Source organism: Segetibacter sp., assembly GCF_025963695.1.
In the GTDB taxonomy this organism is placed as follows: Bacteria; Bacteroidota; Bacteroidia; order Chitinophagales; family Chitinophagaceae; genus Segetibacter.
The window spans coordinates 1-24,538 of record NZ_JAOQAH010000063.1; the positions used below are offsets into that span (position 1 = coordinate 1).

Sequence of the window (24,538 nt, forward strand, 5' to 3'; positions counted from 1 at the left end):
AGATTCTTAGTAGCACGTCCCGAGGCTATGATGTCTTTTTTACCATCTCCATTCAAATCAATCACCTGCAAATCCTCTGTTGCCATACCATTGTCATCTATCCAGTATGAATCCCATTGATTACCCCTTTTGTCCTTCGGTACATACAACTTGATCCCAACTTTATTCTCGGCATTTGGGCTTCTCCACCCGGCAATTACCTGGTCAGTTCCAGTGCCAAGCAGATCGGCTGTAGCTAATGCATGACCTTCCTTTAATTGATCATCCAGCACTTTTCGTGTGGGATTTTGTTCTCCCATGTAAACCGCAACAGCTATCCCGTGCATAGGTTCTATTGTTGCCACGAACTTTTCTTTTCCAAAATTGCCAATTCTAATTTCTCCGGCTCCGAGTTCTATGCCTGCAATCTTTTCAGCGTTTTTTCCGCCAGCTTTAGCAGCAAAACTTTGAACAAGTCTCACTCCTTCCTTACCGGCGATATAAATGCTATTTTGTTTTGAAGACCCTTCATCCGCTATCGCAACATTATGCGTCATATGCATTGCATTGTCTATAATTACTGTTTGCCATGCTGTATGTGGGTTAGCTGGGAATCTGTAACCCATAATCTTTACCCCTTCGCCCTCACCATTTTTGTTACCTCGTCCGTGCAACGGAACTACTACTAAATAAAAATTTCCATCTGCCGCTTTCATCCATCGCATACGATGAATGGTTGGTTCATGATGAAGTTTCACAGCTTCCCAACGTTGTGTCGGATCTGTTGGACGGACAAGATAATGCACGGAGCCAGACTTAGTGGTATCTGAAGTTTCACCAGGGTTCCATTGTGCACCTACGGCAACCTCTACTTTGCCATCGCCATCTATATCTCGTGCAGCAATACACACATTGTCTTGCTCCGTCAGGTTTTCAATCATTACAAATCGCTTCCAGTCCCCATTGCGATACCATACAAATTGTTTCTTATCCGCCAGTAGAATATCCGGCTTCCCATCACCGTCCACATCACCCAAAGCAAGACCGTAGCCTATTGAAATATTATTATCAATTGTTTGGGCTTCAAACTTTGGCGCAGGTGCGGAGCCGGCAAAAGCCAATTGAAGAAAGAGGAAGAAAGCAAGCATAACGTCTTATTGTAAGTGAATGAATATTGAGTTGTCAATTAAAATCGAGAGTATAATTTACTACAAAAAAATCAAGGATAGTTTTTGGATATAAGAACAAATAATCATTGCTATACGATAACCGGCTTCATTGATTCTTCTTCAATATCTTTCGGCAAGCTCACCTGTTTCAAGGGATCAATGCCCAGCCAAAGCAGTGCCCCGGTTAGCATTACAAAGGCAACCACAAACAGCGGGTAATCGAAATTGTGAAATACATCCACCATTTTTCCGAAAATAATTGCAAGGAAAAAAGCCCCCATCTGTCCGAAGAAATTCATGGCGCCTGTAACAGTTCCTGCATTGTTTCTGCCAATGTCTGTACAAACCGCGTAAGAAACCATTACACCAAATGAAAAGAAACCGTTTGCAGCAATAAGACAAAAAGCCACAATATTATTTTGAGGTAAGATAGCAGCTAAAAAAATAAGTAACCCGCAAATGCCAAGGCCAGTCATTCCAACAAATCGTCTCCCAAACCGAAGGCCTTTTCGTTTGACCAACAAATCGCCAACATATCCGCCAATTAAGAAACCTACAATACCAACAATGAACAAAGTGAAAACGATTTCTTTCATCACATTTTCAGTAAAGTGTCTTCCCTCAACCAGGTAAACAGGCATCCAGGCAACAAAGAAATAGTTAGCCCATTGGCAACAAAAATACATAAGCATCAACGCCCAAAGATTCCTATTTCTCAGGATAATCTTCCACGAGATGTGGTGATGACTCGTACTAAAACGTCTGTTGTTTTCAATGTACTCAACCTCTTTAGTGGAAATATTTTTCATCTGCGACGGAAAATTCTTAAACCAGAGATAACAAATCAAAACCCACAAAACGCCAATTACTGCATTGACATAAAACGAGGCACGCCAACCATAAGCAACAGCGATGGGAATAATGATCAAAGGCGCAATCGCAGAACCGATTTGAGATCCTATGCCTACCCAGGTTAGGGATCGGCCGATCTCCTGCACGGGAAACCATCTTGAAATAACGATCATGCAATTCGGGTAAGTTCCAGATTCGCCCACACCAAAAAGAAAACGAATGAAAATCAGAGACATCAATCCTGTAGCAAAACCTGTTAAAGCAGTAAACAAAGACCAGAATAAGACGATGCGAATAAAAAGGGCCTTAGGTCCAATGCGGTCACCCAGTACGCCTGAAGGAATTTCAAACAACGCATAAGCCAATGAAAAAGATGCGAGCACCCATCCAAATTGTGTATTACTTAAACCGAACTCCGTTTTTATTCTCACACCTACAATAGAAATGCAAATACGATCGAGGTAGGTTAGCGTGGTTAACGAGCAGAGTAATGCTAAGACGCGGTAACGGTAAGGCACTTTTGGCAGCATCTTCTAAAATTATTGATTTTATAAATACTGGCAAGGCTGGCGGATAAAAACTATACCCTGCTGCAATTTCACTTGTTCCATATTTTCGTCATTTTCTCAAATATGATCAAATAAGTCTCTTTTGCTATATGGCAGTTGTTTTGTAAACACAAAGATTACAAACGCAGATAGAACATGTCAGAAACACGTACTCTACCTATCCGGAAACATATAGCACTGGTGGCGCATGATAAGAAAAAAGACGAGTTGGTTGAATGGGCACTTGAAAATAAGGAGCTGCTGAAAAACCACCGCCTTATAGCAACAGGAAGTACAGGAAAATTGCTGGAAGAAAAATTGGGGTTGCCTATAATGAAATTATTAAGTGGCCCATTAGGTGGAGATCAACAAATTGGCTCCTTAGTGGCTGAAGGTAAACTGGATTTCCTTGTGTTCTTTTGGGATCCCCTGGAAGCGCAGGCGCATGACAGCGATGTAAAAGCCTTACAAAGACTTGCTGTAGCGTGGAATATTTTGCTTGCGTCTAACCGCACAACGGCAGACTTTATATTACATTCTGCATGTATGAAAGAAGCTTATAAAATAGCAGTTCCGGATTATTCAAAATTTTAACCATTAATCCAACCTCGCTTACTTTAAAAATTTGCACGCAAAGAAATTAAAGGAGCAAAGTTGCAAAGATTACGTATCTAAAGTTTGCCGCTATTATATCAACAATAACAGCGGCAAATAATAATTATTTTAGGATACTTTCTATCCGATCAAGTTCTTCGCCCGAGAACGAATAATTTTCAAGACAGCGAATGGAGTCAGTAACCTGCTCGGGCTTGCTTACCCCAATTAATACAGTTGTAATCCGCGGGTCTTTTATTACCCAGGCTAAAGCCATTTGTGCAAGACTTTGTCCACGCTCCTGAGCAAGTTCATTGAGTAGTTTCACCTTTGCAATGTTGGCATCTGTTATCTGGTCTTCTTCCATTGCGCCATTTCCAAGATGTCTTGCAGCTCGTGAATTTTCCGGAATGCCATTCAAATATTTATTCGTCAGCAACCCCTGCGCTAATGGCGAAAAAGGAATACACCCCACACCTTCCGCTTCAAGTACATCTAATAATCCATTTTCTATCCAGCGATCGAACATGGAATATTTTGGTTGATGAATTAAGCAAGGAGTTCCTAATTCTTTCAAAATCGCACACGCCCTTTGTGTTTCTTCAGGTTGATAGCTTGAAATACCAACATACAACGCCTTGCCTTGTCTTACTATCAGATCAAGTGCAGACATAGTTTCCTCAAGCGGCGTTTCAGGGTCTGGACGGTGATGATAATAGATATCTACATAATCAGTCCCCAACCTTTTCAGACTTTCATTCAGGCTTTCTACCAAATACTTTTTTGAACCCCAGTCACCGTACGGGCCTTCCCACATTGTCCATCCTGCTTTGGTTGAAATAATCATTTCTTTTCTATACCCTCTAAAGTCTTCACGTAAAATTTTACCGAAGTTCTCTTCCGCAGAGCCCGCCGGCTGACCGTAATTATTTGCAAGATCAAAATGAGTGATACCTGCATCAAACGCTGTTTTTAGAATTGCACGACAATTTTCAAGCGGATCTATATGGCCGAAGTTGTGCCATAAGCCAAGAGAAACAGCGGAAAGCTTCACGCCACTCCGACCACATCGACGATATTCCATCGATTGGTAACGAGCATTATTGGGTACATAAGTCATAATCGCAAAAAGTTTATAAATAATTTTATTTGAAGAAAGACAGCATGTAAGAATAAAAATTGATACCGATACCCTAACTGCACCAACCTAAATACCTGCTGTTACCGCTTTCAATTTTGCCAAAGCAGTTTTTGCTACAACTAAAGCATCCTGGGCGTAGTAGTTTTTATTGAAAACCTCAACCGATAAAACTAATGGTTTCTCTCTTTTTCCCAGCGTTTGTAAAATTCTTCGAATTGGCGCCACACCATCTCCCGGATATATTCTGTCTGCATCAGTAATGGTTGCTGGTGTAAGATTAGCTGTATAGTCGTTCATATGAAAAATCTCCAGCGATGTGGGGCTGATTAATTGCAAAGTGTCAAGGCTTGACCCCCCCTTATATAAATGAAAAACATCAAGCAAAACCTTAGCAGAGGGATGACCCGACTCCAGTGCAACATATGCGACCTCGCTTACCCGGCTTAGATTTTTAGAAAATCCCCACATCTCTAAATGCGGTATCACGCCGGTTTTATCGCCAAGCTCTAATAAAGTTCTGTAGCGTTCCGCCACAGTTTTCAAGTTAAGTACTGGCTCATTAGTTGCACCAACAGGGGGGGCGGCAACTCTTTTACAACCGATTTGGGCAAGCAAATCCATTTCGCGTTTCATTTGCTCAAGCCCTTCTTTGCGCTTTGTTTCGTCGTCTATAATCCATGGCGCAAAGCCTATTGTGTTCTCAACCTTTATTCCTAGATCGTCCAATCGTTTTTTAGCGTCTTTGGGTGTTCCACCTTCTTTTAAATATGCCTGAAGTGAATCGATCCAGATCTCCGCTGCCCTAAAACCTGCTTTTGATACAACTTCCAACTCCTTTACAAATCCAAGCTTGTGCCCTCTGATGGTCGCCATGTTGACGCAATAAACAAACGAGGTTGAAGCTTTTTTAGGAGGTTGGGCGTGGGTTACGTCAGGCAAAAATGGTAAGGCTGCTGTAGCACTTAATGACTTAAGGAGATCACGTCTGTTCATCATGGCAATGTAGAAAGTAGTTGTGGTTATAAAAAAGGACTATTTGTATTTTTCGGTAGCATCGGATCAATCTATCTGATGACAACTAGATTTGTTTACAATACTATTACTTTTCCCTTAACCGTGCTTCGATAATAGTTCGGCATCATTTCAAAAAATTCCATCTGGTACAAAAAGCCTGGCATCAATGGGGGTTTTAAAGACAAAATTTAAATTAATAAAAGCTGCATATAGATAAAAGAGTACAAGGGAGTGACACAACTATGCCGACTTATAACCTAACTGTTGGCTACATAAAAATTCGGTTATAGCATGCAAGTAAACGAGCGCCGCTCACTGCTATTGAATATCCTTATCTAAAAAGCTTCGTACCTTAAGATTAATGACAAACAGTTCTCCATTTCTCATAATTAGCAGCTTCAGTTTTGCTCCCACCTCCTGTAGCATATTTTTATAATTCTGAATATTGCCCGCAAGCATTGTATTAATCCCCGCTAAAACATCTCCGGGCTGTAGCCCTGCTTTAGCTGCCGGCGATCCTTCCATTACGTCTTCAATTATTACTTGTCCGTTAACGTCGTACATCCCTAGCCCGGTATAGGAATAATCAAATGACTCGCGGAAATGAGTATTAGGCTTTAGATGAATTTCCTTGTCGGCATAATTGATTACAAGGTTAAAGCGGCGAAGCAAATCGTTACCAATAAGACCGCCAAGTAGTGGATAAGAAGTCACATTATAATCGTCAACAAAAATATGGGTAGGCACTTTTTTAAATTTATAGGGGCCGATTTTAATTTCTTTTACTGTAGTTAATTTCATTGGCTTTTTACCTCCAATGCCTTCAGCCTGCGTAAACAATACTTTTTTTCCTTTTATTAAAATACTGCTATCGTTTGAAAAATTATCCGACATCAACAAGCATAGGCCTGCACCCGAGTCAAAATAAAACCGACTGGCTACAGTAACCCCATCAGTAATTGTTGCATCAAATACAGGAATACCAGTAATTGTGGGTTTTAAAATAAGACCGCCTTTCGGGTATTTAATCTTGCCGTGGTTATAGACTTCAAGGATATTATGGTCATAATCGACTTTTACAATAAACCTGCTGAAAAAGCTGTATCCTATTATCCCATCAACTCTAACCCCGTACACACTTGTTAGTAAAGTATAATCGTTGATATGAAAATCGAGGTGTTCAACATCAAGTTTCGGCAAACGCAAAGTCCTGTTAGGAACATAAATTATTTTCCTCATCATTGCTATGCCTCGAAGAATTCTTTCTGAAGGCACTTTGGCTAGCTGCAAATATTCAACTATTGCTGAGTCCAACGAGATGCCACCACTACCTGTATCGAGAATAAAATTTAACGTATCGGGGTGTTCATCTAGTAGTGCCTTAACTATTATTATTCCGCCGGAAAGAGTGGTAAAAGGAAACCTGGTGACGAATGTAGCTTTGGGAGTAACTTCCTCCTGCCCAAAACTACGGCAGGTAATGGCAAGTGTAAAGGAAAGGACCAGTAAAAATTGTAAGTAGCAAGCAGTTGTTTTTCTATTTAACAGTCGTTGTGTCACACACTTTATCATTTAATTTCTGGTCAGCCAAATCCAAATTACAAAACTTATCCTTGTTTCCTTTATCAGAACTCAATTTAATTAGCTGTAATTTAAGAACCTGGTATGAAACAAGTTAAGGCAGGTAGAAAGCCTTGTTGTATTTTTGGGCCCATTTTAAAACGTAATTATGGTATTAGCGGACCTATATGAAAAAGCTTTAAATTTTGAATTCTTAAGTGTTCAGGAAGGTGTTTTTCTTTTTGAAAATGCACCTACTGCAGAGTTAATGAATATTGGTGATCAGCTAAGAAGAAAACAAGTTCCACATGGAAAAGTAACCTGGATTATAGATCGCAATATGAATACAACCAACGTTTGTATTGCAAACTGTAAATTCTGTAATTTTTATCGAATACCCGGCCACGAACAGGCATACATAACCGATACAGAAACTTACCGTAGAAAGATAGAAGAAACTTTTCGCTACGGCGGAGAGCAATTGCTGCTACAAGGCGGCCACCATCCCGACTTGGGCTTACAATACTATGTCGATTTATTCCGCAAGCTTAAAGAAATGTTTCCCGACCTCAAGCTACATGCTTTAGGTCCTCCCGAAGTGGCCCACATCACCAAACTTGAAAAAAGCACACATCGGGAAGTGTTGACGGCTTTAAAAGATGCGGGAATGGATAGTCTTCCCGGCCCCGGGGCTGAAATATTAGTTGATCGTGTACGTCGTTTAATTAGCAAAGGAAAGTGTGGGTCGCAGGAGTGGCTTGATATAATGGCAGAAGCACATCAACTGGATATTACCACCAGTGCTACAATGATGTTTGGACATGTAGAAACTGTAGAAGAAAGAATGGAGCACCTGGTAAAACTGCGCGAGGTACAGGCTAGAAAACCAAATTATGCAAAAGGATTTATAGCCTTTATTCCTTGGACGTTTCAAGATGTTGACACGTTACTTGCCCGTATAAGAGGTGTTCAGAATTTAACGACTGCCGATGAGTATATTAGAATGATAGCCATAAGTCGTATTATGTTACCAAACGTTAAAAACATCCAGGCAAGCTGGCTAACGGTTGGAAAACAAGTGGCGCAAATTTGCCTTAATGCAGGTGCAAACGACTTTGGTAGTATTATGATTGAAGAAAACGTTGTCAGCGCTGCCGGAGCGCCACATAGGTTTACAAGCAAAGGTATACAGGAAGCAATACTTGAAGCGGGGTTCGAGCCGCAGTTACGCAACCAGCAATATCAATTTCGCGAGATGCCTGTGCTAATGGAGGAACAGGTAATAAACTATTAGGTAGCGTACCTCCTAATCTTACACAACGCCAGGTCTTATCCATCCGCAAAGACGAAATTAAAATAAAACTGCTGCTCCGATTTGAATAGCTAACAACACGATTATTGCAATACTTAATTGGTTTTGTACCCTTTTCAGTTTTGCTCTCTCAGCGTTTGGAGTGAATTGTATATTGGTAGGATTAAAAAATAGAAATTGGGACATGGTCCAATTCTTATTTTTATTTTTTAAGAATAGAAAGATCTTAACTAAGAATAAGACGGCAGCAAGTACGTAGGTGTACTTAAGTAGTAAGAAAATGATAAAGTCTAGCATAACTGCCCAGTTTTAGAGCAAGCGTTCGTGTTCGGATACGATAAATATAATAAAAGATTTTGTAGAACAAGCATTAGGGAAGGAAACCCCTAATGCTTGTTTACCTCTTTTCAAAAGAAAAAAGGGTGGCATTAATTGAAGGACAACAAAAACTCTGACTTTACTTCGTTTCCTACCAACTGCCTGTTTTTCACACGTATAAATCGGTTAATAGCTCGTAACTCTGGTATCGAAAAGCAATCCTTTTCTTCTTCAATTAACTCTTCCAGAATATTTACTGAGGAATAATCCAACGATCTTACCAGTGATTTAATCTCGGGAAAAGAATAAGTAGCACGCATAGAAATTCTATTTACAACGGGGAAATAAGCGGAGATGCTGTTAGTTCTGATTTTTCTTTTATAAAACTAAGACTGAAACCAATAACATTTCCATAAATGCTCTTATTTAATTTCATCTTAATTTTCATTACGTAATCTTAACGTTTCTGTGACTTCTCAAATAATCCCAGGTTTAAAAATTTCTTACTTTTTTATGCCTTGCTTTAGGCCAACTACGGGTGTACCTCATCCTCCTCAACCAGTAACAAGCGAATGACTCACTGTGTACGAAATATTATTAAGTTTCGGTTTTCGACTCTAAAAAAATCACGTACCCCTATCTTCGCTCAATGACCGGTGTAGAAAGTGTACAACTAAAAGACGTTATTGTTCATAAAATAGGAAATCCGACAAGAAGTGAAAGCCTGAAGCTGTCCGAAAACCCTTTAACCCTTAATGACGAACTTGTTAAGGGAATGCTCACAAGGTATTTTCTTTCCTCCTTTAACGAAGACGAGCATTATCATTTTACCCATTTAAGTGACCTGAACTTAAATGAGGTTTTCACCTACGTTACCAAGATTTTTGAAGATCCGGCCGCATTTGTTTCCACTTCAGCTTTGCTTGCGTCTTTTCTTTACAGCAAAAGCACTCACGTAAAGGTTAAAGAGGGTGAATTGTATATTGCTGTTTTTGACCAGGTACCTTTTGGTACCGAGTACAAGCAGGCCATTGGCATCTTTAAGTCAGAAAATAAAGAAAATTTTTTAAAAGTATTTACACACGGGCAGAGCCTTGAGGTAATATCTGAAGAAGGTATTAATATAAATAAACTAGATAAGGGTTGCCTGGTTTTTAGAAACAATAAAGAAGAAGGTTATACCGTCTGTGTGGTTGACTCTACTAATAAGAAAAATGACGCGCAATATTGGATTTCGGATTTTTTGCAGGTACAACCTTACGCCGACAGTTATCACAACACCGATAAATACCTTGGGTTGTGCAAGCAATTTATTACCAACGAATACGCCGAGAAGTTTGACATCTCAAAGAGTGATCAAATAGACTTACTAAACCGGTCGATGGACTACTTTAAAACCAAAGATCAGTTTAGCCTTGATGAATTTGCAGAAGAGGTTATTCATCATACCGATGTTGTTGACACCTTTAAGGAGTATAAGAAAACATACGAGTCGGTCAAGAATTTTGAGATCGAAGACGAATTTGACATAAATCTTTCAGCAGTAAAAAGGCAGGCAAAAATCTTCAAAGCGGTTTTGAAGCTTGATAAAAATTTCCACATTTACATTCATGGCCGAAAAGACCTGATGGAAAAAGGATACGATGAACTAACCGGAAAGCATTTTTATAAACTGTTTTACGATGAAGAGAGCTAATTGCTTTTTCAGGCACTACCAGGCAATCTACCAGTCTTAAGAAAATTTTTTTGGTACCGGCTCAATAGCTTCTATAAACTGTTGTTGCGTCGCACACTTATACTTTTTTACTTTCTTCAACAAGCTTATTTATAAAGTCTAATTTAACTTCAGCCAGCGATTTAAAATTGAGCGCTGAAGGCTATAAAGAACTTTTTAAAACCCATCCTTCCTCCTTATCATGCCTTACAAAATAGAAATCTTTATACATAGCAAGAATGTTTACCTGCTTACCTGCAGGTAGTGTTGTTTTTCTCGCAGCCAACTCATCAGGTTGATCTAATAAAGGTTTAGGCGTTTTTAGAATAAATTTATTAATGGGCGTTGCAGCAGCGGTCACCACAGTGCTGGCGATAAATCCAGCTTCTCCCCGGGGCGACAAGGCTTTATACCATCCTGCCGTTGCGGCTTCCACTTTTAAAAGTGTATTTGGTTCAAGCGTAGTTACCTCGTCTGTATTGCTTGCCGGTTCACTTAAAAGTTTAGCCCTTCTATTATTCCTTACCCATTTGCCCAAATTACTTAATGACGCACTTATGCTCTCTGGTGTTTTTATTACCCTGTTTACAAAAGGCAGCGGATCAATAGCCCCTTGATAAGTATAAATTCCAAAATGTAAATGCGGCTGTGTCGTTCGTGCGTTTCCTGTATTTCCCACTAAACCTATGGTATCTCCAATGGTAACCGTTTGCCCTGCCGCTGCAATTTGCTTATCAAGATGGGCGTAGTACAAAGTATAATCCTTCCGGGCAGGTCTCAAAAAAATTACTTTGCCACCAAGCGGGTTCTCTCCCGCTCGTGTTACCACTCCGTTAGCTGCTGCGACAAGCGGCGTTCCCCGCGGCGCAAAAATATCTATCCCCTCATGCTTACGTGAACCAGCGTCTCTCCCTGCTCCCCAAAAACTTCCTATGTTACTTTTTACTTCAGGTGTGACGGGAAAAGCTAGGGTCGGCCCGGTACTGATAGAAAGGGTATACTCTCCGGCCTTTAATAACTCAGGTTGTAACCTTAAAATATAACTTCCCTCCTTGTCTACCTCGTACTGAAGTTTGGAAGTTGCACTATCAGCAGACAGTAACAACTTTGGCTTCTCATCGTTAGTACTAGCCGGAAGCCAAAGATCAAGATATATTGCAAAGGCAGTCGTAGGTTTCTTAGTTAAACTTATTGTTAGTTTTTCACCTCGTTTTGCCTGGAAGATTATACCAACAGCCTTTGGTTCTTCTGCAGCAAAATATCCTGTTTCACTGTAAGGAAGATTTACCGACAGCGGCGATGTGAGACTGTGCTCGGCAGCAGTAAACCATTTTATCCCCAAAGCACTTCCCGAAAGCCCGGCATTTTTCAGCTTGTCGCCATAGCTGTCATGTGGGCTTTTTTTTCTAAACAAACCAGGTGAACCGGAATTTGTACATGAGGCCAAAAGCAAGATGAGCGAAACAAATACAAAAACAGAGTCTGCACAATATCGTTCGTTATTCATGTTGGTCATGTTTCAAAATCCAAGCCATTAGAGCTTCTGTTAATCATAACACTGGTTAAGATTTACTCTCCAACGTATTCTATGTTATAATTGTTTTTTTGGATAGCATTACTTATCATCAAAGTGGTTTCACCTTATTAAAACAAACTTTTACCGATAAAGTCCGCTGTCCTATTTAAGAGTTCAATCTTTTTATTCTTTCGGCAATTACCCTGTTATTTCTGCTTTATCTTTATTGCTCTATAAAACATTTTACCTTATCAAATGAAGTATGCTTTTCTCTCAATTGTGCTTTTAAATATATTGGCTTTTTCGTGCAAGGGTAAAACAGAAGAAATTAAAAAAATTGCTGCTCCTCCTCCAACAGTTGATGTGATTATTGCCAGCTCTCAAACTATTCCTAATACTGTTGAAGCTAACGGAACGGTAGTAGCCGGAGAGTTTGTAGAAATAAGGCCAGAAATCAGTGGCCGGTTAACGTACTTAAATGTGGCAGAAGGGTCACGTATAGCAAAAGGAAGCGTGGTTGCAAAAATTAACGATGCCGACTTAAGAGCACAATTAAATAAGGTAAACGTTCAATTACAACTTGCGGAAATTACAGTAGCGCGATTTAAAAAACTTTTAGATATACAGGGCATTAACAGGGCCGATTACGATGTTGCATTGAACCAGGTAAACAGTTTAAGGGCAGATATAGGTATAATACAAGCCAACCTTGCAAAGACAGTTGTGCGTTCTCCATTTTCAGGTGTTGTTGGTTTACGCCAGGTTAGCAACGGAGCTATTGTAAGCCCTACAACCGTTCTTGCTACATTACAACAAATGGGAAAAATAAGGATCGATTTCACGCTTCCCGAAAACTATGCAAATTTATTAAAGAGAGGCAATTCAGTAGTGGTAGAAATGGGTGCACCCGTTGGAAAGAGAAGGGCGACGATTATAGCAATTGAACCTCAAATCAGCACTACGACCCGAAATGTAATAGTAAGAGCCAGGCTGGTAGACGCAACAAATGTTAACCCGGGAAGTTTTGTAAAAGTATATGTAGATGCTGGTAAAGAAAGTGGAATGATGATACCGGCAAACGCCATTATACCAGAAGCACGGGCTAAGCAGGCAGTTATTGTGAAAAACGGCAAAGCAAAGTTTGTTGACATAGAAACAGGCGTACGGCAGGTAGGAGCAGTGCAGGTTACAAAAGGTTTGAATGCAGGAGACAGTGTTGTAATAAGTGGAGTGTTGTTTGCACGGCCTAATGCAGCAGTTAAAGTGCGAAGCGTAAAAAAACTGGAAGATATTATTAAGTAGAATTAGGATTTGATGGGTTGAGAGGCATGGATGCTGATTGCAACTCCTGCAATTTTATTCTGGCGCCCTGTTTTTAGTAGCGGCATTACCGTAAAAGCATCGGTCAATTACATGATGAGTGAAGAGAAAAGGTACAAGAGTGCGACGCAACAACGTTGAGGAAGAGAATAGTGATGACTACATAAAGAATTCTAAAAAAAAAGAAGAAAGCAGTACTCAAATGAATATTTCAGAATTATCACTAAGGCGACCTGTGCTGGCAACAGTAATAAACCTGCTGATCATATTATTTGGACTGGTTGGTTTTAGCTTTTTAAGTGTACGGGAATACCCGGCCATTGATCCGCCAATTGTAAACGTTGGAACCTCGTACCAGGGGGCGAATTCGGATATTATTGAAACCCAGATTACAGAGCCACTTGAAAAGGCAGTAAATGGAATACCCGGCATAAAAAGTATCACTTCATCAAGCAGTGCGGGATCGAGCAATATAACGGTGGAGTTTGACCTGAGCGTATCATTGGAAGAGGCGGCAAATGATGTTCGTGACAAAGTAAGCCAGGCAGTTAGAAGTTTACCTCAAGATTTGGACGCACCGCCGGTAGTAAGTAAGGCAGATGCGAATAGTGAATTTATTATTTTGCTTGCCGTACAAAGCCGCACCAAAGGGCTGCTTGAACTAAGCGATTACGCAGAAAATGTGCTGCTCGAAAGGTTTCAAACCATAAATGAAGTAAGCGGGGTAAACATTTTTGGGCAAAAAAGGCCGGCAATGCGTATTTGGTTTCAACCTGATAAACTTTCTGCATTTAATGTTTCTTTTACTGAAGTACAAGATGCCTTAAACAGGGAAAACGTAGAGCTGCCAGCCGGAAAAATTACCGGTAATAACACCGAACTTATTATTAGAACGTTGGGAAGACTAACAACTGAAAAAGATTTTAGTGACCTTATAGTCCGGCAGGACTCGGCAGGCATTATAAGGTTAAGTGATGTTGCAAAAGTGGAATTGGGTCCTGAAAATGAAGAACAAAGTTGGAGATATAACGGGGTTAATGCCGTTGGTATGGCTATCACCCCTCAACCTGGGGCTAACTATATAAACATTTCGGATGAGTTTAATAAAAGACTGGAAGATATAAGAAAAACGGAAAAGGCAGATGTTGAATTGAACGTGCTTGTAGATACTACCCGCAACGTTCGCCGCTCGCTGGAAGAGGTTAAGGAAACGCTGATTATTTCACTTTGCCTGGTTATTCTGGTTATCTTTTTCTTCTTTAGAAATTGGTTAATAGCCATTCGCCCGTTAATAGATATACCCATCTCGCTGGTATCCTGTTTCTTTATCATGTATATAGCAGGTTTTTCTATAAATGTATTAACGCTACTTGCAATTGTGTTGGCTACAGGTTTAGTGGTTGACGATGGAATTGTGGTTACAGAGAACATTTTTAGAAAACTTGAAGAAGGAATGTCGATAAGAAAGGCGGCCCTGCTAGGTAGCCGCGAAATTTTCTTTGCAGTTATTTCAACCTCGGTTACGCTTGCTGTTGTATTCCTGCCTGTTATTTTCCTTGAGGGATTTGTTGGAAGGTTATTCAGGGAATTTGGTGTGGTGGTAGCGGGCGCCGTATTGGTATCGGCGCTGGTATCGCTCACTATTACTCCTGTGCTAAATGTTTACATGACCAAAAAGAACAGCGGGCATGGCAAGTTTTATGAAAGAACAGAACCCTTTTTCCAAAAAATGGAGAATGGCTATAAGAATCTGTTAACAAGGTTTATAAAAGTACGTTGGATGGCTTGGGTACTTGTTGCGGTATGTGGAGGGATTATTTATTTAATTGGTAGCGGCATTCCAAATGAAATTGCGCCTCTTGAAGATAAAAGCAATGTTCGGTTAAACATAACAGGTCCCGAAGGTGCCAGTTATGATTACATGACCAAAGTAGGCTTTGACGTTGTAAACTACCTCTACGACTCCGTACCTGAAAGAGATTTTGTGTTTGGGTCGATACCGGGTGGTTTCAGAGGTTCGGGAGGTGTAAACTCGGGCAACCTGCGGCTAGCCTTAGTTGATCCGGATAACAGAAATAGAAGCCAGTCGGATATAGCAAAGGATTTGCAGGGAAAACTAAGAAGGTTCAATAATGTTAGAATTTTTCCTATTGAGGAGCAGACAATATCTGTTGGCGGTGGACGGGGATCACTGCCGGTTCAATTCATAATACAGAATCTAAACTTTGATAAAATAAAAGATGTCATCCCGAAATTTCTGGAAGAAGCAAGGAAAGACCCTACGTTTAGCAACGTGGATGTTAACTTGAAATTTAATAAGCCGGAGCTTCAGTTGCAGATAGATCGAATAAAGGCAAAAGCATTGGGACTTTCTATTACTGATGTCGGAGGTGCCGTGCAAAGTGCTTTTAGCGGAAGAAGAGCCGGTTACTTTACCATGAACGGCCGCCAGTACCAGGTAATTTCGCAGGTAGAACTGTCTAACAGGAATGAGCCCGTTGATATCAATAATATTTATGTTTCTACTGCCACCGGCGAGAAAGTTCCTTTAAGTTCGGTGGTAAGTATGATTGAAACAAGTAATCCTCCTACACTATATCACTATAATCGTTTTAAAGCTGCAACAATGTCGGCTTCGCTTGCCGAGGGAAAAACGATTGGCGATGGTGTAAAGGCAATGCAGCGTATCGGTACAAAACTGCTGGATGAAACCTTTCAGACTTCACTAAGCGGACCTTCAAGAGATTATGCCGAAAGTTCTTCTAACACTGCCTTTGCGTTCGGCCTTGCATTGTTACTGATCTATCTTGTGCTTGCTGCACAATTCGGAAGCTTTACTGATCCTTTTATTATAATGATAACGGTGCCGCTTGCGCTGTGTGGTGCCCTATTAAGTCTTTGGGCATTCAACCAAACCCTAAACATTTTCTCCCAGATAGGTATGATCATGTTAATCGGGTTAGTAACTAAAAATGGTATTTTAATCGTTGAGTTTGCAAACCAGAAACGTGAACAAGGTATACCTAAAGTTCAGGCAGTATTGGAGGCGGCAGCACAACGGCTGCGACCTATTTTAATGACGAGCCTTGCTACCGCACTTGGTGCTTTACCTATTGCACTTAGTATAGGTGCCGCCGCCAGCAGCCGCATTCCACTGGGAATTGTAATCGTAGGTGGAATAATGTTTTCACTTATTTTGACATTGTTTGTTATTCCGGCTGTTTACACTTTTATGTCTGGCAAGCATAAAAAAGATGCAAACCTCGAATATGATGAAGTTCACAGGCAGGAGAAACTTCAGGAAGAAAAATTATTACACTCCGGAAATGGAATAAAAAGTGAAGAGCTAAGACCTTCACCGATGTCAACAAATTAAAAAATGAAGCGAATAGTATTTACGGCATTTCTTCTTTGTGCAATTACACAGCTTCAGGCACAAACGCTAACATTACAAGAGGCAATAAATATTGCACTAAAAAATAGTCTTGATATTGAAATTGCCAGGAACAATATAGCTGCAAGCGAAATTAATAATCACATCAGTGTTGCCGGCGGTTTGCCAACAGTTGAAACTAGTATTACCAACAATCAGTCTCTTACCAATTTAACTCAAAACCTTAGTAACGGCACTACCACTAAACGAAATGGCAATTTCAATAGTTCATTCAACGGTGGTCTCGGGGGTAGTTTTGTATTATATAACGGATTAAGGGTACACGCAGCAAAAAGTAGACTTGAGGCAATACAAAAACAAAGCGAACAGCTTGTAACTACTCAAATACAAAACATCATTTCCGATGTAATGATAAAGTACTACGATGTGGTAAGGCAAAACAGTTACATCGAGACTTTAAGACAATCAATTGAAGCTACCCTGCAAAGAAAGAAAATTATAGATGTGCGCCAGAGCGTAGGCCTTGCAAATAATGCTGATACTTACCAGGCTCAATTAGATTTAACCGCAAGTCAACAGGAATTGCAGAGCCAGGAGCTGGTGATCATGCAAGCCAAAGCAGACCTTATGTTTTTAATGACGCAGCGGCCGGATAGTGTTTTTGTAATAAGGGATACTATAATTGTTGACAGCACTATAAACTACAATAACATCAGGGAAAACCTTCAAAAAAATCCTGAGATATTATCGGCACAACAACAAATCAGGATAAACGAATTTCTTGCCCGAGAAATAGGAGCGCAGCGTTATCCTGCTATTGCGTTAAATACCGGGTTTAATTATACACGTAGTCAAAGTAGTGCAGGTTTTACCTTACTAAACCAAAACCTGGGGCCTTACGTAGGCTTCACCTTAGGTGTACCTATTTTTAATGGCGGATTCACAAAAAGGCAACAAAGAGTTGCAGACATCTCGACAAAAAATGCCGGTGTGTCAAGGGAAATTTTATTAAATACCCTCGAAACATCAGCAGTAAAGTCGTGGCAGGCATATCAAAACACGCTGCAAAGGCTACAGGTTGAAAAGGAAAACAACCGCATTGCTGCAGCCCTCCTTAAGCTCACACTTCAACGTTACGAGCTTTCAGCTGCCACAATTATAGAAGTTCGGGAAGCACAACGAAGTTTTGTTGAAGCGGGTTATAGACTTACAAACTTATCCTACTCGGCCAAACTTGCAGAAATTGAATTAAAGCGTTTAGCAAGCCAGTTAGGAATTTAATTATGATGTTTCATTTTTAGCCAACTATCTTTCTTTAATCAACTCCGGTTGTGTCACTCACTTATACTTTATCTTTTCATAGCGGCTCTTCATGTCTCGAAGTTTTTCAACCACCTTTTTAAGAAACCGAATTGACTATAATATGGTTCTTGATTTAAAAAGGTTTGTTTTCCCCAGCCATTAGCTATAAAATTTAGTCAATGATCTTCTACCAAACCAGTGCGGCTTGCAATTTGTTTTATTTCTATTAAAAGAATTACTATGCCTAATGAGAGCCCAAAGTCAACAGACGACAAAGATGCGATGGTAGATGCTAATCAAATAGCCAGCGACAAAAACTCAAAAATTAAAGAGGCTGAAATTAAAAAATACGACGACCTATTTCCGCAGCACCAGCCTCAGGAAGACCTACGCGAAATATCAAGTACAGACGACGTGTAGTTTGCACATAATCTTTACCCTATTTCAATACTTCATACAACCGGTTATTCTCCCGTTTTATTTGTCGCGTCAACTCCAATCGGCTCATACCGTGCCCGAATTGTGCTAACCAAATTTTTCCTACAATCTCCTGTAGTAAGCCGCGTTTAAATAGTGTTGCTTCGGTAACGCGGTTTTAAAGTCCAATATCCTACTATCCAATATCCAATTTTCTCATGAAAAACCTAACGCATTTTGCATTAGCAATTCTACTGTTTTGCTCTTGCAGAAAAGTTGATCAATTAGCAACTCCGGGTAAAGTTGTACCGGAAGAAAACCAATCCTCTATTCAAAATCTTGGACACGTTTTCTCCGGTACAAACATCACCTGGAAAATTCACCCACTCAACGCCGGCAATGCTCCGCTTTTTACTTATCTGCCGAATCAAACCTCCGGCTACTGTCTTTTAATGATAGACAATGGCAAGATGGATGGCCTTACTCCTATTAATGCTTTTCGTTTTGTAGCTGTTAATATGCAAACAAATTCGTCAAAGATTATTGCGGTCAAGGGCACCGACGGTAATCCTGCAGATTATTCTTTTGGAAGGATCATAATGGGCATTTTTGGGATGGATAAAAAGTACTATGTAGCAACGCAAGGTTCTCCAACCGGTGGCGGCCATCTTATTCAATACGATCCTTTTACTCAAACAGCAATAGATCTTGGCAAACCATTTAAAAAAGGAAAATCTGCCCTCGACATCTATACCTTAAACCTGGGTACCGATGGAGCGCTGTATGGTGGATCTTTTGGTGATGAAGGCGACGTAAAAACTTTCAGATACGATTATAAACGCTTTTCTGTTGACGCTCTTACACTCGATAACACCTCCCGCTACGTAACCAGCGTTTCAGGAGACAGCAAGTATACTTATGCTGTTTGCGGAAAAAACAATTGGTTCTTATATGCAATCGACAGGGAAACAGGTGAAAAAAGAACTTTAAAAAGCAACGGCGGCAGTAGCATTTCTATAGATATTGCCAGCCATACCGATGCTCCTTATGCGCATTCCGTGGCCACACACTTTCGACTGTCGGGCTTCACTTCTACAGCTCTTAAAGAGTATGACAGGCCTATGACCGACCGGGTTATTTATGTTCCATATTCAGAAACAGATGCTACTGTACCGCAGGTGTTTTGGAATGACGTTGACAAAAAAGTTGTGTACAAACTAAATAACGGTCAAACGGGTACTATCACCGTTAACAATTTGCAGGAAGATGTTTATCCTACCACAGGTCCCATGTTGTACTCTAATAATAAATTATACCTCGTCTGCTACAAGCAGGGATTGTTGGGGTCTTACGCACAAAGTGAAGGTTTTAGAAAATTAGGCTGTACCAGCATGGGTATTCTAACCATGTTAATGCCACCTTCTTCAAGTACTGACGCAGGTAAAATATTTATGGCCGGTTATCCTAAAGGGGCGTTGTTGCAATACTCGCCTGTACAGGATTGGACGGTAAACCTGGCTGGATTTACAAATACGAGCAGCGGCTTTGCCACTCCATCCTCTAACCCAAGGCAAAGTGCCTTTTTTCAGGATGCAGATGCTTCCGGTACAAATGGCTCCATGAGCTTGCTGGCTATTAAGTATACCAAAAGCGGTTATGTAGCAGGTGCCGGTAACAACGACCGTATAACGGTTTCCGGCGGGCGTGAACTCAGTATGGGTAGCTATAAGAATGGTGCAGTCCGTAACCTTTACTTGCCCGAATTCTCCCGTTACGAGTTTCAATCGATGTGCTTAACAAAAGATAGTAATTATGCGCTAATCGGAGCTGTACCTAAAAATGGTAAGATCCAAAGGTTGTATAAGTACAATCCGGTTACAAATAGTGTTGTCAAATCGTGGGATATACCCTTATGGGATGATTTGTATTCTCCTCTTAGTGTTTTGACTGACGATTTACTCGTGGGCTTCTGCGGAGATACAGTGTTTATATTCGATCTTGTAACAGGACAGATCATATGGAAAGAGGTATTACACAAAAAGATCTATTCAATGACTCTCGGACCAGACAATTCAGTGTACATCAACTACATGAATTCGTCTGTATTTAACTACAGAATCATTAAATACAATTTTAACGTAGCCGATCGCTCCAACGTTAAGGCAACGACTACAATAGTTTCCGAATTGGAAGACCAGGATAGCAATGAAAGAAGCAAACCGTCAGGAATGTTAGTCGTTCCAAATGTAGTTGCAGGCAATTATGACTTATATATTTCTGGTCTGAATTCTTTATATCGCGTCAAAGTTTAAAGGTTTTTATGGGTACGGATTATAGGACGAGGCTGTCACTGGGAAGTGGCAGTCTCACTTTTTTTATCCTACTTTTGGCAAAAGCCAAAAGTGAAGATTAATAGTAAGCTGCCGAATGTTGGAACCACTGTTTTTACAACAATGAGCCATTTGGCCACACAATACAATTCGGTTAATCTTGGACAAGGCTTCCCCGATTTTGACATGAGCCAGGACCTTGCCGAACTTGTAGCAAAAGCAATGAAAGATGGCCTAAACCAATATGCACCAATGGCTGGTTTACCTGTCTTGCTTGAACGATTATCAGAAAAAGTGTTAGACCTATACCAGGTAGAGGTAAATCCAATAACAGATATAACAATAACCCCGGGCGGCACCTATGCTATTTATACAGCCCTAACTACTGTTCTTGAGCCTGGTGATGAAGTCATTGTTTTTGAACCTGCCTATGACAGTTACATCCCAAATATTGAAATAAATGGAGCTGTTCCGGTATTAATTCCACTTGAGTTTCCCGGCTATTCAATACCGTGGGATATTGTGAAAAGTAAGATCAATGAGAAGACAAAGATGATCATGATCAACTCCCCTCATAATCCCACGGGCAGTGTAATTACTTATGCTGATATTGAGCAATTAAGAGAAATAGTAAAAGGCACCAATATTTTTATCTTAAGCGACGAGGTGTACGAACACCTGATCTTTGACGGTTTACAGCACCAAAGTATCTTACGCTTTCCCGACTTGCTGGAACGGGCTTTTGTTTGCTTTTCTTTTGGCAAAACATTTCATAGTACCGGTTGGAAAATTGGTTATTGCATTTCATCTCCCTCCTTAATGAAAGAATTTAGAAAGGTTCATCAATTTAATTGCTTTTCTGTTCACACCCCATCGCAGGTTGGTCTTGCAGGCTATTTGCTAAATAAGGATTCCTATATCAACCTGGGGTCGTTTGTACAAAAGAAGAGAGACTATTTCGAGCAGTTAATGACCGCTACTATCTTCAAGCCATTGCCAAGTTATGGCAGCTACTTTCAATGTTATAGCTACGAGGGTGTAAGTGAATTAAGTGACAAAGATTTAGCTGTTATATTAACTAAAGAATATGGGGTAACGCCCATACCTGTTTCTGCATTTTACCAGGCAGGAACGGACAATAAAGTAATTAGGTTTTGTTTCTGCAAAAAAGAAGAAACATTAGATAAGGCTGTTGAAAAGCTTGTGCGATATAAAGGTTAAGCTGATGTATTTAGGTTAGGATGCGATACAAATAAAAAAAACCTGTCATCAGATGAAAGGTTTTAAGAAACGTCCGTAAGGTTAGGAAGAAAAGGAAGGTTGTGTTTTTTAATTGCATTACAAATGTAGAAGACTTCGGACGTGCGCACTATTAAACTTCAATTAAACGGACTTAAATTCGCTATAAAGTATGTAGGGCTTTTAAGGAACGTTTAAGTTTTTACACTTCTCTTTACTATAAGTAAACCAGTAACAGCAGATAGGGCAGACCCGATCAAAATACTTAATTTAGAAGTAATCATCAAATCATGATTGTCGAACGCCAGGTTACTGATAAACATAGACATCGTAAACCCTATTCCACCCAAAAATCCAATTCCTGTCAATGACTGTAAACTGATGCCTTCCTGTAATGTTGCTTTTCCTGCTTTAATAAGCAAATACGGAAATGAAACAATTCCTGCTACTTTTCCTACAAACAAGCCCAAAATAATGCCGGCAGAGTTTGTATTTACAATGCTTTCAATAAAGTTACGAGGCAAGATGATGGCCGTATTAACCAATGCAAAAACGGGAATAATAATAAAAGCAACCGGCCGGTGTAAGAAGTGTTGTAATCGCAACGACACATTCTTTTCATCCTTTTTATTAAAGGGTACTGCGAAGGCAAGTAAAACACCCGATAAAGTTGCGTGAACCCCTGATTGTAAAAAACAATACCACATCAATAAACCTGGCAATAGATAAAATACCAAATTGGTTACCCGCATTCTATTAAAAGTTAAGAGCAGGCAAAAAATTGCCAGCGCAACAAGCAGGTACATAAAAAAAATTGTTTTTGTATAAAAAAAAGCAATTACAACAATAGCCCCGATATCATCTATAATAGCTAACGCTGCTAGGAAAACTTTTACAGACGTAGGAATTTTATTACCAGCTAGTGCAAGCACACCTAAAGCAAATGCTATATCAGTGGCCATTGGTATGGCAAAACCAGCTTGGGATGGAGTGCCTTTATTTAATATAAAATGTATAAGGGAAGGAACAACCATACCGCCGACGGCTGCAGCAACGGGTAAAATCGCTTTTTTGATATCAGAGAGTTCTCCCACATAAATTTCCCTTTCCACCTCAAGCCCCACCATAAGAAAAAAGATTGCCATAAGGCCATCGTTCACCCATTGCTCAATACTGTAATTGAGAGATGCGTTGGCGAAGGAGAGATCCACTCTGGTGTGCATCAACTGAACATAACTTTCTCCAATAGGTGAATTGGCTATTGAAAGAGATATAACAGTACAAAAAAGCAGTAGCACACCACCTACTTTTTCACTATCAAAAAACCCTTTAAAGAGGTCGAAGAACTTGTTACTCATCAATTGAATGTTCTTTTACAGCTGTTGCAATTAAATACATTGGATATACAGTAAAATTATTAACTGAAAGAAGAAGTGAGTGACACAACAATGACGCTATGGAAGACTGATGCATGAGCCCAAAAAAAAGAACAGACAATTATTGATCGGCTTTGGGATAATCAAAGAACCAGAACTCTTTCGTTGCCGCTTCAAAATCTACCCACTTTTTTATATCTGCCTTTACAGCAAAAACAGCACAGGTGGGCATATTGTCGATAATAGTGGACGTAAGTCTATTTGCAAAAGCTGTGATGCCGGGGTTATGAGAAAACAGGGCTACATTTTTCAGATCGCCATCAAGGCCGTCTATTGCATTAAAAAAATCAATTACCCCAGCTTCATATAGTGCCGGAATAACAATAATGTTCTTTTTCTTTTTATCATATACATCTGCAAAATAAGCAGCTGTACTAATCGCTCTTTTTGCAGGACTGCTTACAAAAGCATCAATTTTAATGTCTTTTTTTAAAAGCCTTTTGGCCATTGCCGGCGCGTCTGTTTCTCCACGATGATTAAGGGGGCGATCAAAGTCTTTAACATTAAAATCCCAACTACTTTTAGCGTGGCGTATGAGAAGGATTGATTTCATAATCAGGAAATATGAGCAATGGGAAGGTAACAAACCTTTTGCCCTCTTTTTTCCCAATGATACACATAAACGTTTAATAATCTCTCAGACAGGTTTCCAAATATTCTGAGAACAGCCTCGTCATCATCATTTTGGAGGTTCTTTTTTACCTCGAAAAGAATTGCGAATAGCCATGTAAGATAACCATCCCAAAAGTTCCAGCTAGCAATAAGCATATTATACCACGAACAGGTCATTCCATCCAATACATGCTTCAAGCTCTCCACGTAATCGGGGTAAAGGTTTGCTACGGCTTTCTCAGTTGCAACCCATGACTCTGCGCCATGATCTTTTATATACTGCTTCTTAACGCTCCACCTTTTTAGCTTTATAAAGCGGTAGGGGATAGGTAAAATAACCTTGCCTTTTTCCAATTCTGCCCCTATCGTACTGAGAAGTCGTGGGGTGAAAATTTTTTTAAAGGCTTTATCAGGATTGTCTAAAAAATACACTTTTCGAAAAGGGAACCAGCCCGAATGCAGTGAAAAATACCTGCGGTAATGACAGAGGCCCCAATATGGCAACTGTTGTGAAGAATAATTTTTCCAGATATAGTAGATGACAGTGAGTTCAGAAAAATATGGGTTGAGGTGTGAAATATTATCACCGGTATTATCTGTTTCTATGTTAAGATCGAGGGGTGAGGTGGCTTTGCCTGCATGTATGGGTCGAACGAAAGGTACCTCAGGAACAGGAAATGCTTTATGATACGTACTAAATAAAGTAAACGGCAAATGTCCGCCTGCTATGTTTCTACTCATTAATAAAACATGTTTTACCGTATCTAGTCG

19 protein-coding genes are annotated in these 24,538 nt (G+C 40.1%); 9 read left to right on the forward strand and 10 right to left on the reverse strand.

All coding sequences use genetic code 11. The annotated features are described in order from the left end of the window. The coding region (locus tag JWR87_RS10460; RefSeq protein ID WP_297819369.1) for a VCBS repeat-containing protein at nt 1-1,127 on the reverse strand (1,127 nt) is incomplete at its 3' end. Between the two features lie 110 nt (nt 1,128-1,237). Then, nucleotides 1,238-2,530: an MFS transporter gene (locus JWR87_RS10465; protein WP_297819372.1), complete on the reverse strand. Its 1,293-nt coding sequence runs from the start codon at nt 2,528-2,530 to the stop codon at nt 1,238-1,240. Between the two features lie 174 nt (nt 2,531-2,704). Here JWR87_RS10465 and JWR87_RS10470 point away from each other — a divergent pair, with 174 nt between their 5' ends. Further along, nucleotides 2,705-3,142, forward strand: coding sequence for a methylglyoxal synthase (locus tag JWR87_RS10470; protein WP_297819375.1), 438 nt, complete (start codon nt 2,705-2,707; stop codon nt 3,140-3,142). Nucleotides 3,143-3,266: 124 nt separating this feature from the next. Here JWR87_RS10470 and mgrA read toward each other — a convergent pair whose 3' ends face one another. The 3 genes from mgrA to JWR87_RS10485 form a co-directional block, all read right to left on the reverse strand. Further along, complete coding sequence (mgrA, locus tag JWR87_RS10475; protein ID WP_297819378.1) at nt 3,267-4,262, reverse strand: L-glyceraldehyde 3-phosphate reductase; 996 nt, start codon at nt 4,260-4,262, stop codon at nt 3,267-3,269. An 87-nt stretch (nt 4,263-4,349) separates the two neighbouring features. Further along, nucleotides 4,350-5,279: a sugar phosphate isomerase/epimerase family protein gene (locus JWR87_RS10480; RefSeq protein ID WP_297819381.1), complete on the reverse strand. Its 930-nt coding sequence runs from the start codon at nt 5,277-5,279 to the stop codon at nt 4,350-4,352. 336 nt (nt 5,280-5,615) lie between these two features. Next, nucleotides 5,616-6,857: an aspartyl protease family protein gene (locus JWR87_RS10485; protein WP_297819384.1), complete on the reverse strand. Its 1,242-nt coding sequence runs from the start codon at nt 6,855-6,857 to the stop codon at nt 5,616-5,618. A 169-nt stretch (nt 6,858-7,026) separates the two neighbouring features. Here JWR87_RS10485 and mqnC point away from each other — a divergent pair, with 169 nt between their 5' ends. Next, the gene (gene mqnC / locus JWR87_RS10490) at nt 7,027-8,151 is read left to right on the forward strand and encodes a cyclic dehypoxanthinyl futalosine synthase (protein ID WP_297819387.1); all 1,125 of its coding nucleotides are present in this window, start codon (nt 7,027-7,029) and stop codon (nt 8,149-8,151) included. Nucleotides 8,152-8,597: 446 nt separating this feature from the next. Here the strand turns inward: mqnC and JWR87_RS10495 are convergent, their stop codons facing one another. Next, a complete protein-coding gene (locus tag JWR87_RS10495) occupies nt 8,598-8,807 on the reverse strand; it encodes a hypothetical protein (RefSeq protein WP_297819390.1) in 210 nt (69 codons plus the stop codon). Nucleotides 8,808-9,136: 329 nt separating this feature from the next. Here JWR87_RS10495 and JWR87_RS10500 point away from each other — a divergent pair, with 329 nt between their 5' ends. Beyond that, nucleotides 9,137-10,183, forward strand: coding sequence for a nucleoid-associated protein (locus JWR87_RS10500; protein ID WP_297819392.1), 1,047 nt, complete (start codon nt 9,137-9,139; stop codon nt 10,181-10,183). Nucleotides 10,184-10,364: 181 nt separating this feature from the next. Here JWR87_RS10500 and JWR87_RS10505 read toward each other — a convergent pair whose 3' ends face one another. Further along, nucleotides 10,365-11,708 carry a M23 family metallopeptidase gene (locus tag JWR87_RS10505; RefSeq protein WP_297819395.1) on the reverse strand — a complete coding sequence of 448 codons (1,344 nt, stop codon included), beginning with the start codon at nt 11,706-11,708 and terminating at the stop codon, nt 10,365-10,367. A gap of 264 nt (nt 11,709-11,972) precedes the next feature. Here JWR87_RS10505 and JWR87_RS10510 point away from each other — a divergent pair, with 264 nt between their 5' ends. The 6 genes from JWR87_RS10510 (at nt 11,973) to JWR87_RS10535 (ending at nt 21,701) form a co-directional block, all read left to right on the forward strand. Next, on the forward strand, nt 11,973-13,019 hold the full coding sequence (locus tag JWR87_RS10510; RefSeq protein ID WP_297819398.1) for an efflux RND transporter periplasmic adaptor subunit: 1,047 nt from the start codon (nt 11,973-11,975) through the stop codon (nt 13,017-13,019). Nucleotides 13,020-13,137: 118 nt separating this feature from the next. Next, nucleotides 13,138-16,413, forward strand: coding sequence for an efflux RND transporter permease subunit (locus tag JWR87_RS10515; RefSeq protein ID WP_297819401.1), 3,276 nt, complete (start codon nt 13,138-13,140; stop codon nt 16,411-16,413). A 3-nt stretch (nt 16,414-16,416) separates the two neighbouring features. Next, nucleotides 16,417-17,712, forward strand: a complete 1,296-nt coding sequence (locus tag JWR87_RS10520) for a TolC family protein (RefSeq protein ID WP_297819404.1) — start codon at nt 16,417-16,419, stop codon at nt 17,710-17,712. A 261-nt stretch (nt 17,713-17,973) separates the two neighbouring features. Next, nucleotides 17,974-18,153, forward strand: a complete 180-nt coding sequence (locus JWR87_RS10525; RefSeq protein WP_297819407.1) for a hypothetical protein — start codon at nt 17,974-17,976, stop codon at nt 18,151-18,153. A 215-nt stretch (nt 18,154-18,368) separates the two neighbouring features. Next, complete coding sequence (locus JWR87_RS10530) at nt 18,369-20,462, forward strand: hypothetical protein (RefSeq protein WP_297819410.1); 2,094 nt, start codon at nt 18,369-18,371, stop codon at nt 20,460-20,462. Between the two features lie 90 nt (nt 20,463-20,552). Then, the gene (locus JWR87_RS10535) at nt 20,553-21,701 is read left to right on the forward strand and encodes a methionine aminotransferase (RefSeq protein ID WP_297819413.1); all 1,149 of its coding nucleotides are present in this window, start codon (nt 20,553-20,555) and stop codon (nt 21,699-21,701) included. Between the two features lie 212 nt (nt 21,702-21,913). Here JWR87_RS10535 and nhaA read toward each other — a convergent pair whose 3' ends face one another. The 3 genes from nhaA to JWR87_RS10550 form a co-directional block, all read right to left on the reverse strand. Continuing rightward, entirely contained in the window at nt 21,914-23,077 is a 1,164-nt protein-coding gene (gene nhaA, locus JWR87_RS10540) for a Na+/H+ antiporter NhaA (RefSeq protein ID WP_297819416.1), read from the reverse strand. A gap of 139 nt (nt 23,078-23,216) precedes the next feature. Continuing rightward, on the reverse strand, nt 23,217-23,708 hold the full coding sequence (locus JWR87_RS10545; RefSeq protein ID WP_297819418.1) for a phosphoglycerate mutase family protein: 492 nt from the start codon (nt 23,706-23,708) through the stop codon (nt 23,217-23,219). A 2-nt stretch (nt 23,709-23,710) separates the two neighbouring features. Then, nucleotides 23,711-24,508, reverse strand: coding sequence for a DUF4422 domain-containing protein (locus JWR87_RS10550; RefSeq protein ID WP_297819420.1), 798 nt, complete (start codon nt 24,506-24,508; stop codon nt 23,711-23,713). Between the last annotated feature and the right edge of the window lie 30 nt (nt 24,509-24,538).